Genomic DNA, 14,870 nt, shown 5'->3' on the forward strand with positions numbered 1-14,870 from the left:
GGGCCCACGTATGGCTTCCGGGTCATGGGCGATCTCCGTATGCTCCTGCGCCGAGCGCGATAGTTACCGTCGGTAAGGGGGAGGGATCCGGTGGGCAGCACACGACGCACCTTCATGGCAGGAGCGGGGGCCGCCGCAGTCGGCGGCACGGCGGCTCTGGCCGCGACAGGCACCGCGGCGGCAGCCGGGCGCACGACGGGGGACAATCCCCGGGCCGCCCCGTCGGTCGCCGTGCTCGGCGGCGGGGTGGCCGGCCTCACCGCCGCCCACGAGCTGGCCGAACGCGGATTCCAGATCACGGTCTACGAGCGCAGAGCGCTGGGCGGCAAGGCCCGCAGCATGGACGTCCCGAACAGCGCGAAGGGCGGCCGCAGGCCACTGCCCGCCGAACACGGCTTCCGCTTCATTCCCGGCATCTACCACAACCTGCCGGACACGATGAGGCGCATTCCCTTCCCCGGAAACGCCAACGGGGTCTGGGACAACCTGGTGGCGCCGCCGGAGATGTCGTTCGCGCGTACCGGCCGCGAGGACTTACGGATCCCACTCCCCTGGCCGGGTCACAAGCCCGCGGACCTGACACTCGACGAGATCCGCCGTGCGCTGACCGCCATGCTGGAGACGCTCCACGGCATACCGGCCCATGAAACGGCGTACTTCGTCAACCGCGGGCTGGTCTTCCTCACCAGCTGCGCCGAGCGGCGCGACGAGGCCTGGGAGAGAACGCCCTGGTGGGAGTTCATCCGGGCCGAGCAGATGAGTTACGACTACCAGCGCATCCTGGCCGTCGGCCTCACCCGGAACATCGTCGCCACGAAGGCCGAGGAGGCCAGCACCCGTACGGTCGCCACACTCCTCGAGGCCTTCGTCTTCAACGCGCTGGGCCGGGGCGCCGACGGGCCGCTCGACCGGATACTCAACGCCCCCACCAACGAGGCCTGGATAGACCCCTGGGTGGACCATCTGAAGAAGCTCGGTGTGGACTTCCGGGTCGGCTGGACGGTACGGGAAGTGAAGTACGCCGCCGGCAAGGTGTCGGCCGCGGTGATCGAGGACCCTCAGGGGGTGCGCCGTTCGGTGGCCGCCGATCACTACATCTCCGCGATGCCGGTGGAGCACGCGCGGCGGACCTGGGGAGCCGATCTGCGTGCGGCAGACCCCCAACTGGCCCGCTGCGACAAGCTGGAGACGGACTGGATGACGGGCATCCAGTTCTATCTGACCGAGAAGGCGCCGCTGCTGCACGGCCACCTCAACTGCATCGACTCCCCCTGGTCCCTGACAGCCATTCAGCAGGCCGGGCACTGGCCGTCCCGGAACTTCCCCGTCGACTACGGCGACGGGGTGGCAGTGGACTGCCTGTCCGTGGACATCTCCGAGTGGGACAGGCCCGGGATTCTGTACGGGAAGACGGCCAAGCAGTGCACCCGTACCGAGGTCGCGAGGGAGGTGTGGGCGCAGCTGAAGGCCGCCGTCAACGACACCGGCCGCACGGTACTCAAGGACAGCGCGCTGCACTCCTGGTTCCTGGACCCGGGCGTGGACGGGCTCGGCACGCCCGACCCGACCAATGAGGACGAGCTGCTGATCCACCCGGTCGGCACGTTCCACAACCGTCCGCAGGCCGCCACCCGGATCCCCAACTTCTTTCTGGCGGGCGACTACGTGGCCGTGGACATCGATCTGGCGACGATGGAGGGGGCGAATGCGTCAGCCCGCGCGGCCGTCAACGCCCTCTTGGACAGGACAGGTTCGACCGCCGCACGGTGCACCGTACAGAAGCTCTTCAGCGCTCCGGAGATCGAGCTGCTGAAGCGCCATGACCGTGCGCGGTACCGGCTGGGGCTGCGGAACGCGTTCGACGTGGGGTGAGCTGAGCGTCATGCGGCTCCGTGCGGGTTCGATGGTTTGATCCACCCCAGCGATCGCTCGACGGCCCGCTGCCAGTTGTCGTATTCCGATTCGCGCCGTGCGGAGTCCATGTCGGGCAGCCATTGCGCCGCCCGGTGCCAGTTGCCGCGCAGGACTTCCAGGTCCGACCAGTAGCCGACGGCCAGCCCGGCGGCGTAGGCGGCGCCCAGCGAGACGGTCTCGGCGACCATGGGCCGCACCACGGGCACGTCGAGAACGTCGGCCAGGATCTGCATGAGCAGGTTGTCGGATGTCATGCCGCCGTCGACCTTGAGCTCATTCAGGGTCAGCGAGGAGTCGGCGTTCATGGCGTCGACGACCTCACGCGTCTGCCAGCCGGTGGCTTCCAGCACAGCTCGGGCCAGGTGCCCCTTGGTGATGTAGGAGGTGAGGCCGACGATGACACCGCGTGCGTCGCTGCGCCAGTGGGGCGCGAAGAGACCGGAGAACGCCGGGACGATGTAGCAGCCGCCGTTGTCCTCGACGGTGCGCGCGAGGGTCTCGATCTCCGGCGCGCTGCTGATCAGTCCCAGACGGTCACGGAACCACTGGACCAGCGAGCCTGTGACGGCGATCGGGCCCTCCAGCGCGTAGACCGCGGGCTGATCGGCGATCTTGTACGCAACGGTGGTGAGAAGCCCGTTCCGGGACCGTACGACGTCGGTGCCGGTGTTGAGCAGCAGGAAGCTGCCGGTCCCGTAGGTGCACTTCGCTTCGCCCGGGGAGAAGCAGGTCTGCCCGAAGAGTGCGGCCTGCTGATCGCCGAGCGCGGCCGTGATGGGCATGCCCGGGAGGACCGAGCGGTCCTCACCGTAGCTTTCCGCCGAGGACCGGATCTCGGGCAGCATGGCGCGGGGGACCCCGAAGAACCCCAGCAGTTCCTCGTCCCAGGTGAGCGTGCGCATGTTCATGAGCATCGTGCGACTGGCGTTGGTGACATCAGTGATGTGCTGACCGCCGGCAGGCCCGCCGGTGAGGTTCCAGATCAGCCAGGTCTCCATCGTGCCGAACAGCACCTCGCCGTTCCGGGCTCGCTGTTCCAGCCCTGCGACGTGGTCGAACAGCCAGCGGATCCGTGGCGCGGAAAAGTAGGTCGAGGGCGGCAGGCAGCAGCGTTCCTGGAAGAACTCGTCGCCGGGGTGGTTTCTCAGGTCCTCGACGAGCCGGGCGGTGCGGGTGTCCTGCCAGACGATCGCTCTCCCCAGCGGGGTGCCTGTCCGCCGGTCCCAGAGCACCGTCGTCTCGCGCTGGTTCGTGATGCCCAGGGCAGAGACTTCTTTGACGGAGACGTCGACGCCGGACAGGGCCTCGGGCACGACGCGCCGCAGATTGCGCCAGATCTCGAGGGCGTCGTGCTCGACCCAGCCGGGCCTCGGGAAATACTGCTGGTGCTCGCGCTGGGCCACCGACACCAATCGCCCACGGTGGTCGAACAGGATGCAACGGGTGGAGGTGGTGCCCTGGTCTATGGACATCACATACCGTTCAACCATGATCCGGACCGCCTTCCGATGCGTCCACGATGTGGTGGTGGGACTTACCAGCGGGCCGCCCCCAGGTCTCTGGAGATCGCCCGTGCGGCCTCACGGAGCAGGGTGATCAGGGCCGGCTGAGGCCTGCCCTTGGCATCGCAGATCCGCTCGACCGGGCCGGATACGCCCATGGCTCCCACCACGAGGCCGCCGTGCCCCCGGATGGGCGCGGCGACGCCGGCCTCACCCATGCTCATCTCCTGGACCTCGGCTGCCCATCCGTCCTCCCGGATCTCGGCGAGTGCTGGGGTGAGCTCCTCCGGGTCGACCAGGGTGTGCCGGGTGTACGCCTCCAGTCCGGCGTCCAGCGCCGACTCCACGGTCGCGGTGCCGAAGGCCAGCAGGACCTTGCCGAGCGAGGAGGCGTGCAGCGGCAGCAGCGCGCCCACGTCCAGGGTCTGGAGCGTGTCGTCCGGCCGGAAGACGTGGTGGACGATGAGCACCCTGCCTTCCAGGGGTGTGCCCAGGCGGACTGCCTCCCCACTGCGGGCGGCCAGAGCGTCGGCCCAGTTGATGGAGCGCGACCGCAGCTCGTTGACGTCGAGGTAACTGGTGCCGAGGTGGAGCAGCGCCGCCCCGAGCTGGTACTTTCCCGTCGCCGCGTCCTGCTCTACGAAATCCACGTGCTGCAGGGTGCGCAGAATGCCGTGGGCGGTGCCCTTCGCGAGCCCGAGCGACGCGGCCACCTCGCTCAGTCCGAGCCGACGAGGGCCGCCGGCGAGCAGGCGCAGGATTGCCGCCGCCCGTTCGATGGACTGGACTGGGCCGGCCATAAGGCGATTCTAAGTCCGTCTTTACCGGTCTTGGTGCCGAATAATGCCGTAATTTCTCAGGATCCAGGGCTCACGTTCGATAATGCCGACCGCTGTTCATTGACCGGGCTCGTATCACTCTCTAGCGTGCGTTGAGGTCGGCATCCCGCCGACAGCACTGGCCGAGGAGGGGTACATGACGGCTCAGCTCAATACAGTGGCTCGCGAGGCAGTCGATCATGTCTCTCCCGTGCCGCATTCCCCGAGGGCTGTCTCGGTCGTACGCGGACGTGTCCGCGCGGTGCTCGCCGAGTGGGGCCTTGCCCCGGACGTCACCATGGATGCGCTCCTGGTGGTCTCTGAGCTGCTGACCAATGCGCTCCTCCATGCCCTGCCACCGGCAACGCTGCGGTTGTCGTGGGTCCACGTCGACGAACGCAGAGCCCTGCGCGTCGAAGTCACCGACGCGGGACGCGCCCTCCCGGTCAGGCAGTCGGCCGACCCGGACGAGCACGGCCGGGGAATCGCCATAGTCGCCGCCCTGTCGGCCCGGTGCGGCATACACGTCCACACCGGTGGGGTCACCCACTGGGCTGATCTCTTCGTGGCGTAGCCCTCAGTGGCGGCTGTGGCTGCGCGGATAGGCGAAACCCACCTGGATCTCGTCGATCTGCGGCTGCTTGTGGATCCGCGGCACGGTCTCCTTCGCCCAGGTGGTGTCGGCGTCCAGCCTGAGGTGGAGACGTCCTTCCGGACCGGCGCGGAGAAGTCCTTACGGACCTGTGACGGCACGGCGTGCGACCGCGATCAGCGGGGTTCCGGGTCGTAGCGTCGCGGGTATGCGTGTACTTGTCACAGGAGGCGCGGGCTTCATCGGCTCGCAGGTCGTCACGGCGCTCGCCGCCCGCGGCCATGACCCGGTCGTGCTCGACGCCCTGCTCCCGGCGGCCCATCCGGAACCCCCGCCGCTGCCGGACGCCGAATGGATCCTCGGGGACGTACGGGACCGGACGCTGCTGGCCCGGGCGGTGCGCGGTGTGGACGCGGTCTGCCATCAGGCCGCGATGGTCGGGCTCGGCAAGGGCTTTGCGGACGCACCCGAGTACGTCGGCTGCAACGACCTGGGCACGGCGGTGCTCCTTGCAGCGATGGCCGAGGCGGGCGTCCCCGATCTGGTGCTCGCCGGTTCCATGGTCGTCTACGGCGAGGGCCGCTACGACTGCCGGCTGCACGGCCGGGTGCGGCCGGGCCCGCGCGCCGCCGCCGACCTGGCGTCCGGACGCTTCGAGCCGCTGTGCCCCGAGTGCGGCGCGGAGTTGGCGCCGGGCATGGTGGGCGAGGACGCGCCGATGGACCCGCGCAATGTGTACGCGACGACGAAACTTGCCCAGGAGCACCTGGCCGCGGCGTGGGCCAGGGCGACGGGCGGCCGGGCGGTGGCCCTGCGCTACCACAATGTGTACGGGCCGGGGATGCCCCGCGACACCCCGTACGCGGGTGTCGCCTCCTTCTTCCGTTCCGCGCTGCAACGGGGCGAGCCACCGCGGGTCTTCGAGGACGGGCGGCAGCGGCGGGACTTCGTGCACGTACGGGATGTCGCGGACGCGAACGCGCTCGCGCTGGAAGCGGTGCGCGGCCGCGAGCCGGGCGTGCTCACCGCGTACAACACGGGCAGCGGGACACCGCACACCGTCGGCGAGATGGCGGACGCGCTCGCCTCGGCCCACGGCGGTCCGGCGCCGGTGGTCACCGGGGAATTCCGGCTCGGCGATGTCCGGCACATCACCGCGGATTCGCAGCGGCTGCGGGCGGAGCTGGGCTGGAAGGCCCGGGTCGGCTTCACCGAGGGCATGGCCCAGTTCGCGGCGAGCGAGCTGCGGGGTGCGGCGTCATGAGGGTGGATGTGGTTCTGCCCTGTCTGGACGAGGCCGAGGCGCTGCCGTGGGTGCTGGAGCGGATCCCGCCGGGCTGGCGCGCGATCGTCGTGGACAACGGCTCGACGGACGGCTCGGCCGTGATCGCCCGCGCACTTGGCGCGAGCGTGGTGCACGAGGAGCGGCGCGGCTTCGGGGCGGCCTGCCATGCGGGGCTGCTCGCCGCGGAGGCGGAGTATGTGTGCTTCTGCGACTGTGACGCCTCGCTGGACCCGGGACTGCTCACCGGATTCGTACGCCAACTGGCGGACGGTGACAGCGACTTGGTACTGGGACGGCGGCGCCCGCAGGGCCGGGGCGCCTGGCCGCCGCACGCCCGCGCGGGGAATCTGGCGCTGGCGCGGATGCTGCGCCGGCGCACGGGCCTGCGGCTGCGCGACCTGGGACCGCTGCGTGCGGCGCGCCGCGAGGACCTGCTGGCCCTGGACCTGACGGACCGGCGCAGCGGCTACCCGCTCCAGATGGTGGTCCGCGCGGCGGACGCGGACTGGCGGGTGACCGAGGTGGACGTCCCGTATCTGCCGAGATCGGGAAGGTCGAAGGTGACGGGCACATGGCGGGGCACCTGGCAGGCGGTCAGGGACATGCGGACGGTGCTGTCGGAACAGCCGATGAGCGCGGTTGCGGGTGGGGTGCGATGACGGCGCGACACGACCCCGGCACGCTGGTCGTCATCGCCAAGGCACCCGTCGCCGGGCGGGTCAAGACACGGCTCTGTCCCGCCTACTCGCCCGCGGAGGCCGCCCGGCTCGCCGAGGCCGCGCTCCGGGACACCCTGGACGTCGTGCTCGACACTCCCGTACGGCGCCGGGTTCTTGTGCTCGACGGTGTGCCCGGCGACTGGCTGCCGGGCGGGTTCGAGGTCGTGCCGCAGTGTGCCGGAGAGCTCGATGCGCGGCTGGCCCATGCCTTCGGGCTCTGTACGGGGCCGACGCTGCTGGTCGGGATGGACACTCCGCAGATCACCGCTGAACTCCTCACCAGAGGCCTGGAGTTGGCTCCGGGAGAGGCCTCCTTCGGACCGGCCGTCGACGGCGGGTTCTGGGCGCTCGGGATGGCCGAGCCCGATCCCGGGCTGTTGCGGGGAGTGCCGATGTCCGTGCCCGAGACCGGGGCCGTACAGCGGCACCGGCTGGACCGGGCCGGGCTGACCGTGCGCGATCTGCCGCTCCTGCGTGATGTCGACACCGCGGCGGACGCCCGCCTGGTCGCGGCCGAGGCGCCGGGCACCAGGTTCGCCGTGGCGCTGGCCGCGCTCGCCGGGACAGGGGTGCGATGACCGCGCCCGCCTGGCAGGCAGATCCGTACACCGACGCACTGCGCACCGGCCGTGGCCCGCTGTTTCTGCGCCGCGGCGACGGCTGGCTGCTGCCCCTGGAGGTCGAGCGCTGGTGTGCCGCGCCGGACGCCGCGGACCTGACCGTGCTCGGGCGCTGCCGGGGCGCGGTGCTCGACATCGGCTGCGGTCCCGGCAGGCTGGTCGCCGCGCTCGCCGCGCTGGGCAGGCCGACGCTCGGCATCGATGTGAGCCCCGAAGCGGTGGCCCGCACCCTGCGCACGGGCGGCAGCGCGCTGCACCGTTCGGTCTTCGATCCGCTTCCCCGTGAGGGAAGTTGGGGCACCGCTCTGCTCATCGACGGCAACATAGGCATCGGCGGGGACCCGCACGCCCTGCTTGCCCGCGTAGGACACCTGGTCGCCGAGGACGGTCTGCTGCTCGCCGAGACGGCTCCGCTCGACGTGGACGAACGCGTGCAGGTGCGCGTCTTCGACGGCGGACGTGCGCAGGGCTCGGCCTTCCCCTGGGCCCGCGTCGGCACTCCCGCGCTGCTCGACTACGCGCGATCCACGGGCTGGGAGGTCCCGGAGGCCGAGCGCTGGACGGTGGCCGGACGCACCTTCGTGGCGCTGCGCCGGGCCTGATTCCCAACACGTGCCCAGAAGGTGTTCGGGGCGCGCCGCCGCGGCGTGGTGAAGACGGGCGGCTGACCGGCCGGTACCGGCTGCGCCTCCTGGTCGACGTCGCCCTGCCACAGCAGCACCCCGCGCCGCCGCTCCCACCGCGCCGCCCGTTCGGCCCGCATCAGCGGGTCGACGGCCCAGAAGAGGTTGAAGACCGCGGCCAGCGGTTCGAACGCGGCGAGCACCGTGGCCACCACGATCCAGAAGCCGAACATCGTGCCGTAGAACTTCAGCAGCGTCCGCCGGCTCTGTGCCGGAGCGGACAGCACGGTGGCGGAATCCGCGATCGGGACGGCCGCGCGGAACAGCGGAAGGTCGCCTTCCTTCAGCAGCCTGGTCGTGGAGAGCAGGCCCCACACGATCCCCCACCCCAGCATCGCGAGGGGAAACCACCAGCCCGGAAGTCTGACGGGGCCGTTCACGGCGATGCCCACCGCCAGCGCGATCAGCCCGGTCACGACGCACACCGAGGCGTACGCCAACTGCTTGTGGACGAATCTGACCATGGCCGCGTCCCCCGTGCTCGACCCGCCTGCCCGACCTGCCCGACTGTCCGCCGGAAACGGGCACTCATCTGCCACTATGCCCGCGGCCCGGCGGAGATCGACCTCCCCGCCGAGCCGTTCGCCAAAAGTTCAGCGGCGCGGCACTCTGCGCAACAGCCGCCGCGCGAGAAGCAGTACGGCGGTGAGCACCGCCACGGCCGCCAGGACGAGCAGCCAGTTGCGCAGGTAGTCCAGCGGCAGCGCCGACGGGTTCGTCGGCCGCCCGGGCCGCAGCAGCACCGGCAGGGCGACCATCGTCAGACACCCGGCCACCACCAGCGCGCCGCGCACCGTGCCCCTGGCGGGGACGGCGGCGAGCAGCAGGCCGATGCCGAGCACCAGCGGCGCGATGATCCCGTCGTTCAGGACGATCGCGCCCGCCAGCCACAGCGCCACGTCCTTGATCTGGCCACCGGTCGCCAGCAACGTCGCGCCGACGGCCATGAGGACGATGCCCAGTGCGCCCGTCACCATCCGCATCACATGACCTCCATCCTGGTGACCCATTTGGTCTGCAGCACGCCAGGGCGGTTCGGGGCGATGATGCGCGCCGGGAAGCCGTGGTCCAGCGAGAGCACCTGGCCGTTGAGGCGCAGGGCGAGCAGGGTGAGGGGATCGCCGGCGTAGTCGCTGCCCATCTCCATCACGCGGTACGCACCACGCTTCTCCAGCGACACCACCCGTACCGCCGATCCGGGGCGCGCTCCGGCCCGCTCCAGCAGGTCCCGTACGCGTACGCCGGTCCAGTCTGCCGACTTGCTCCAGCCCTCCACGCAGGCGATCGGCAGGGTCACCGTGTGCTGGGGCAGCGCGGTGAGCTCGTCGAGGGTGAGTTGGTACGAGTCTTTGCCGAGCACCGTCAGCCGCCAGTGGACGGTGCTCACGCCCGCAAGGCCCGCGGCGGCCGCCGTGCGGTTCACGGGCAGTTGCTGCGGTCCGTGGTCGGGGTGGCGGGGCGCGAGCAGGTCGAAGCGCTTCAACGGGGTGAACGACTGGCCGACGGTCGTCAACGTGACCGCGCCGACCGCGGCCGCGACGCCGGTGAGCAGGGAGCGCCTGTCCGGACCGTCGGCCGCCGGGAGTTCGAGCGTGCCGGGCGAGCGTCTGCTCCAATGCGCCCTGATCTCGGGGTACTTGACCGCGATGTGCAGGACGACCGCGCCGACGAGCAGCCAGGCGACGGCGAAGTGCACCGGCACGAAGGAGAACGGCCACGGGTACCACTGCACGGTGTTGAGCAGGCCGCTGAAGAGCTGGAAGACGGCTGCGGCGACGAGCACCGCCACGGAGAGCCGCTCCAGCGCATGCCGCACGGACCGCATCGGCGGCCACAAGAAGAGCCGGGGATAGACCGTCCACAGCTTCGCGAGCAGCAGCGGGATCGCCGCGATCCCGCTCGCCACATGCAGGCCCTGCGTCAGCCGGTAGCCCCACGTGGGACGGCTCGGCAGTACGTCCGCCAGCCAGCCCGGCGGGTGCTGCAGATAGTGGCTGGTCAGGCCGGTGACGAAGCAGACGGCGATCGCTGCGCCCAGCCAGCGGCCGAGCGAGGTGGCCGTGCGGGCGTCGTGCAGCCTGCCCGAGAATGTGGGCGGGGCGAGGGCGGGCAGTCGAGGCAGCCGGGGCAGTCGAGGCGGCCGGGGCACTCTCATTGCCTTGGGCACTCGGATCGATCGCGGCGGTCGGAGCTTCATGTCTCCATCAGACCTCCGCAAGGGCCCCCGCGGACGGTTGTGACACCTTACGGAATGCGGACGTCAGCGGGCGGCGCGCGTCCCGTCCCGGCTCCGGCTGCCACGCTGGGCATGTGATCAACCCGCGTACCCTCGCCGCCGGAGCCCTGCTGGCGGGCCTCACCGCCGTACTCGCCCTGACCATCTGCAAGGACGGCTACTTCACCGATCCCACCGGGCTCACCTGGTGGTACGCCGCCTGCTGGGCGCTGTTCGCGGCGGCCGCCCTCGCCGTGCGCAAGGCCCCGGTGCGGCACGCCGTGGTCCTGATCGTCGCGGGCAGTGTCGCCGTCGCCGCGACCGGGCTGCTCGCTCCCCCGCGCACCAGCACCGACTCGTACCGCTACGCCTGGGACGGCAGGGTGCAGGCGGCCGGGATCTCGCCGTACGACCACGCCCCCGCCGATCCGGCGCTCGCCGGGCTGCGCGACGGCTGGCTGTTCCCCACCGGGACAGGCTGCACGGGTCCGGACCGGGCGCCCGTCCCCGGCCCCGCGGGCGAGGCGCACTGCACCCGGATCAACCGGCCGCAGGTGCACACCATCTACCCGCCGGTGGCGGAGGGGTACTTTCTGCTCGTCCACGAACTCTCGCCGGACGGCGTGCGGCACAAGGCGCTGCAGACGGGCGGCGCGCTGCTGTCCCTCGCCACCACCGCGGCGCTGCTGCTCGTCCTGCGCAGACGCGGCGATCCGCGCCGTGCGGCGTACTGGGCGTGGTGTCCGCTCGTGCCCATCGAGGCCGTGAACAACGCGCACGCCGATGTACTCGGCGCGCTGCTTGCGGTCGTGGGCCTGGCTGTACTGGTGCGGCGCCGTCGCATCGCGGGCGGGGCACTGCTCGGCGCGGCGATCGTCACCAAGCTGCTGCCCGCCGTGGTGCTGCCGGGCGCGCTGTCCGGCGTGCGGCGGGTGCGCGATGCCGCGGCCGTGCTGCTGCCCGCGGCAGCCGTGGTGGCGCTGAGCTATCTGCCGTACGTCCTCGCCTCCGACAGCTCGGTCCTCGGTTTCCTCGGTGGCTATATGGAGGAGGAGGGTTACGACGACCCCTCGGCCAGCAACCGCTTCGCGCTGCTGCGGCTGGTGCTCCCGGACGGCTTGGCGCCGGGTGCCGCGGTCCTCGTCCTGCTGGCCGTCACCGTCCACGTCATGTGGCGCGGCGATCCCGAACGCCCGTGGAACGGCGCGCTGTTGGTGACCGGTACGGCATTCCTGCTGCTGACCCCGGGCTACTCCTGGTACGCCCTGCTGCTGGTCGCCCTGGTGGCGCTCGACGGGCGGTGGGAGTGGCTGGCGGTCGCGGTCGCGGGAGCCGCGAAGTACGTCGGCGTGTACATGGGCGTCAAGCCGGACGGGCTGGGCACCACGGTGTACGCGGTCGCAGCCATCGTGGCGCTCGCCGGCTGCGTACTGCGCCGCGGTCAGGTCCGGCAGCCCAGGAGCGCGACGAGCGGGCTCGGCAGTCACATCGGGCGCTCCTGAGCTACTGACCAACCGCCGAGTCAGGGCAACTGGCGCCCCATCTTCGCCGACTGCCGATTGTGCTCCTTGGTGTCCCACCACTCTTCCAACAGGGTGTGGACCAGATACACGAGTTGCCCGAGTCGGTCAGGGTCGGGGGCGGGGGAGGCAAAAACATCCACCATGGACTTGTCGTCCCACGGCAGAGTGAACACCCAACGCTCGTCCCGGTGACCTTGACGCACCGCAGTGAACCGGTATGTCAATGTCACGCTACGGTCCGAGTGATGATCGACCGACAGATCTGAGATGTCGAATGTGATCTGCCCGTCACCTGTGGTGTATGAGCGAGCCAAAGCACGCTCAGCCGGTGTCTGTGCCGGCATGCACTCCACCCGCCCTTTCACCTCATCCAGTGGGGCACAAGTCCCCGTGCACGGCGACTAACACTTTGCGGCGGCGACAGTGTTGACCTTGTACGCGGTGAGGAGGTCATTCCTCGCAGCGGGGGTGCCGATGATGGTGCGGAACTTCTCGACGCTGGGGCACTGGTTGGTGTAGGTGGAGAAGCCGCCGCGACCGTTGGGCTTCCCGGACCAGATGGCAGCGCTTATCTTCCTGTCCATCGTACGGTCCCAGCCATGACGCGCCTTGATGTGCTTCCAGCCCCACGTCGCGGTGCCGCAGCGCAGTGTGTACTTGCCGGGCCCGCGGTAGTACGTCCGAACGACGTAATTGCGGCTGTGGCTCCGGCACGTGGCGTCGATGCTGTCGGCGGCGACCCCAGCGGCCGAAGGGGTCGCGGCGGTCGCAGAACCGGCCGTCGGGATTACCAGAGCCGATGTGGCGACGGCAGTGACTAACGCTGCCTTGACGGTGCGGGATGCGTTGAGACGCATGAGTTTCCCCCTTTGAAGTATTCCCCGTGGTCGGCGGGGCATGGTGTGCCAGACCTCGTCCCCGAGGTCGTGGAGATCACCACACCACCACGCCTTCCGGTACGTGGTCAAGCAAGTTGTGCTCGGTGTCTCCCAAGCCGTCCGCCGGGAACCTCATGGCCAACTCGGCTGTCTTTACGGCCCATTGGGCACCGCCCTACGCTCCGTGCCCATGACCACACCCGGCATACGCTTACGTAGAGCAGCCGCGCTCGCCACCGCGGGCGCGCTGCTCACCACCGGCCTGCTGGCCGCCACCCCCGCGGCTGCGGCCGACACCTCCGTCACCGAGGCCGCCAAGGTGGTGCCCGTCCAGACCACAGGACCCGCCGACAAACGCTTCAACATCATCGTCCTCGGCGACGGCTACACCGCCGAGGAGATGCCGGCCTTCCGCGCCGACGTCGACAAGCATCTCAATGTGCTCTGGTCCACCGAACCCTTCGCCTCGTACCGTTCCTACGTCAACGTCTGGGCGGTGGAGGTCCCTTCGGCCGAGTCCGGCGTGGACTGCGACCCGGGACTGGATTCACCCCGCCGTGACACCGCCCTGGGCATGGGCTTCTGGGGCGGCTGCGAGGCGAACAGCGTGCAGCGGCTGCTCACCGTCGACAGCACCTCGGCGACCGCTCTCGCCGATCTCGTCCCCGGCTCCACGAGCGCCAACCGGCAGATCGTGGCGCTGGCCAACAGCGACACGTACGGCGGCGCGGGCGGCACCTTCGCCACGGCGTCCGGCGGCAATGCGCTCTCCTCGCTGATCACTCCGCACGAGATCGGCCACTCGCTGGGCAAACTCCAGGACGAGTACGACTACTACGCGCGCGGCGTCCCAGGAGGCGCGTACGAGGAGGGAGAGCCCTCCTCCGTCCACCACACCCTGCTCACCGAGGAGCAGATGAAGCAGCAGCGGGCCAAGTGGTGGCGCTGGCTGGGTGAGAAGAGCGAGTCGGGCGGGGTCATCGGCCGCTTCGAGGGCGGGATGTACAGCACCAAGGGTGTCTGGCGGCCCAGCAAGCACTCGATCATGAAGACCCTCGGCTACGCCTTCGACCAGGTCGGGCGCGAGGTCATGGTCCAGAAGATCTCCGCCAAGGTGAATCTCGTACAGGACCACACCCCCAACACCGCGGCCATCGGCGACGACCGCACCGTGTGGGTGGACACCCTGCATCCGGTGGGCGGAGAGCTCGATCTCGCATGGCGGCTCGACGGCCGTCCGCTGCGCGTCGCCGACGGCGCCCGCACGCTGGATCTGCGCCGGCTCCAACTCTCCCCCGGCACGCACTCGCTGACGGCGACCATCACCGATCCCACGCCGTTCGTGCGTGACCCCGCCATCCGTGCGTCGGCCGCACTGACGCGGACCGTCTCCTGGAGTGTGGACACGGCCCTCAGGACCCCTCGGGAGCCGGTCCGGGCCGCGTTCACCAGTCACACCGACACCAAGGCCCCGCTGGGCGCGGCGTCGGTCGTGTACGCCGACACCACCCACCCCGTCGACCGGACCCTGGCGGTCCGCTGGACGCTCGACGGACGGCCGGTGGCGAACCCCGGTAACGACCGCGATCTCGATCTGGGCGCGCTGCGGCTGCGTCCCGGCGCCCACACCCTTGCGGCCCGGATCGCGGGCTCCGGGCCCACGCTGACCTGGACGGTCGACGCGACACCGGCAACAGGTGCGTACGCGCTGTCGAAGCCGCTGCGCACGGTGGAACGGCCGGGCAGGCCGGTGGAGTACGTCTACGACGGGCCGTTCACGATGAAGCTGACGGCACGCGACGACCAGGGCGGCTCCGTGGTCTCGCAGTTCCGGGTCGACGGCGACGGCTGGCAGACGTACTACGGCTGGCCGACCGACGCGGACGCACCGTTCCGCTTCACCCCCGGCGGCACGCTCATCGACAACCTCGTCTACGGCAAGCTCGGCAGGACGCGCGCGGTGCCGTGGGACGACGCCTCACCCGACTTCGGGACCCACACGATCGAGTACCGGACGATCGACTCGGCCGGCAATGTCTCGGCGCCGAAGTCCTTCCTGGCGACGCTGCTCCCGGCGCCGGCCGCGACGGGCTGACCACGGCCCGCCGGAACCGGATCGCC

At 70.5% G+C, this 14,870-nt stretch carries 15 protein-coding genes; 8 read left to right on the forward strand and 7 right to left on the reverse strand.

Annotation, left to right across the window (positions count from 1 at the left end):
• The first annotated feature begins 114 nt into the window (after positions 1–114).
• Positions 115–1,872, forward strand: a complete 1,758-nt coding sequence (locus OG729_RS05770; protein ID WP_405811062.1) for an FAD-dependent oxidoreductase — start codon at positions 115–117, stop codon at positions 1,870–1,872.
• Between the two features lie 8 nt (positions 1,873–1,880).
• Here OG729_RS05770 and glpK read toward each other — a convergent pair whose 3' ends face one another.
• The gene (glpK, locus tag OG729_RS05775; RefSeq protein ID WP_405804703.1) at positions 1,881–3,404 is read right to left on the reverse strand and encodes a glycerol kinase GlpK; all 1,524 of its coding nucleotides are present in this window, start codon (positions 3,402–3,404) and stop codon (positions 1,881–1,883) included.
• Between the two features lie 44 nt (positions 3,405–3,448).
• Positions 3,449–4,216 (reverse strand): IclR family transcriptional regulator, encoded by a 768-nt coding sequence (locus OG729_RS05780; RefSeq protein ID WP_360882750.1) that lies wholly within the window; start codon positions 4,214–4,216, stop codon positions 3,449–3,451.
• Positions 4,217–4,391: 175 nt separating this feature from the next.
• On the opposite strand from OG729_RS05780, the gene OG729_RS05785 reads away from it, so the two are divergent.
• The 5 genes from OG729_RS05785 to OG729_RS05805 all read left to right on the forward strand — a co-directional run bounded on the left by OG729_RS05785 (position 4,392) and on the right by OG729_RS05805 (position 8,052).
• Entirely contained in the window at positions 4,392–4,808 is a 417-nt protein-coding gene (locus OG729_RS05785) for an ATP-binding protein (protein ID WP_360882747.1), read from the forward strand.
• 226 nt (positions 4,809–5,034) lie between these two features.
• Positions 5,035–6,090 (forward strand): NAD-dependent epimerase/dehydratase family protein, encoded by a 1,056-nt coding sequence (locus OG729_RS05790; RefSeq protein ID WP_405804705.1) that lies wholly within the window; start codon positions 5,035–5,037, stop codon positions 6,088–6,090.
• Complete coding sequence (locus OG729_RS05795; RefSeq protein ID WP_405804707.1) at positions 6,087–6,770, forward strand: glycosyltransferase family 2 protein; 684 nt, start codon at positions 6,087–6,089, stop codon at positions 6,768–6,770. Before OG729_RS05790 ends, OG729_RS05795 begins: the two co-directional genes overlap by 4 nt.
• A complete protein-coding gene (locus OG729_RS05800; protein WP_405804709.1) occupies positions 6,767–7,408 on the forward strand; it encodes a DUF2064 domain-containing protein in 642 nt (213 codons plus the stop codon). The genes OG729_RS05795 and OG729_RS05800 overlap by 4 nt, the downstream gene beginning before the upstream one ends.
• Positions 7,405–8,052, forward strand: coding sequence for a methyltransferase domain-containing protein (locus OG729_RS05805; protein ID WP_360882735.1), 648 nt, complete (start codon positions 7,405–7,407; stop codon positions 8,050–8,052). The genes OG729_RS05800 and OG729_RS05805 overlap by 4 nt, the downstream gene beginning before the upstream one ends.
• Here OG729_RS05805 and OG729_RS05810 read toward each other — a convergent pair.
• The 3 genes from OG729_RS05810 to OG729_RS05820 form a co-directional block, all read right to left on the reverse strand.
• Positions 7,965–8,597: a hypothetical protein gene (locus tag OG729_RS05810; protein ID WP_360882732.1), complete on the reverse strand. Its 633-nt coding sequence runs from the start codon at positions 8,595–8,597 to the stop codon at positions 7,965–7,967. The two genes, OG729_RS05805 and OG729_RS05810, sit on opposite strands and share 88 nt — an antisense overlap.
• 129 nt (positions 8,598–8,726) lie before the next feature.
• On the reverse strand, positions 8,727–9,116 hold the full coding sequence (locus tag OG729_RS05815) for a hypothetical protein (RefSeq protein ID WP_405804711.1): 390 nt from the start codon (positions 9,114–9,116) through the stop codon (positions 8,727–8,729).
• Positions 9,116–10,288, reverse strand: coding sequence for a molybdopterin-dependent oxidoreductase (locus OG729_RS05820; protein ID WP_405811063.1), 1,173 nt, complete (start codon positions 10,286–10,288; stop codon positions 9,116–9,118). The genes OG729_RS05815 and OG729_RS05820 overlap by 1 nt, the downstream gene beginning before the upstream one ends.
• A 155-nt stretch (positions 10,289–10,443) precedes the next feature.
• Between OG729_RS05820 and OG729_RS05825 the strand changes: the two genes are divergently transcribed.
• Positions 10,444–11,850 carry a glycosyltransferase family 87 protein gene (locus tag OG729_RS05825; RefSeq protein WP_405804713.1) on the forward strand — a complete coding sequence of 469 codons (1,407 nt, stop codon included), beginning with the start codon at positions 10,444–10,446 and terminating at the stop codon, positions 11,848–11,850.
• Between the two features lie 20 nt (positions 11,851–11,870).
• On the opposite strand, the gene OG729_RS05830 is transcribed toward OG729_RS05825, so the two are convergent.
• Both OG729_RS05830 and OG729_RS05835 read right to left on the reverse strand, forming a co-directional pair.
• On the reverse strand, positions 11,871–12,215 hold the full coding sequence (locus OG729_RS05830) for a hypothetical protein (protein ID WP_405804715.1): 345 nt from the start codon (positions 12,213–12,215) through the stop codon (positions 11,871–11,873).
• A 57-nt stretch (positions 12,216–12,272) separates the two neighbouring features.
• Positions 12,273–12,728, reverse strand: coding sequence for a hypothetical protein (locus OG729_RS05835; RefSeq protein WP_360882720.1), 456 nt, complete (start codon positions 12,726–12,728; stop codon positions 12,273–12,275).
• A 211-nt stretch (positions 12,729–12,939) separates the two neighbouring features.
• Here OG729_RS05835 and OG729_RS05840 point away from each other — a divergent pair, with 211 nt between their 5' ends.
• The gene (locus OG729_RS05840; RefSeq protein WP_405804716.1) at positions 12,940–14,844 is read left to right on the forward strand and encodes a M64 family metallopeptidase; all 1,905 of its coding nucleotides are present in this window, start codon (positions 12,940–12,942) and stop codon (positions 14,842–14,844) included.
• Positions 14,845–14,870: the final 26 nt, after the last annotated feature.

The organism is Streptomyces sp. NBC_00210 (assembly GCF_045160975.1).
GTDB lineage: Bacteria > Actinomycetota > Actinomycetes > Streptomycetales > Streptomycetaceae > Streptomyces.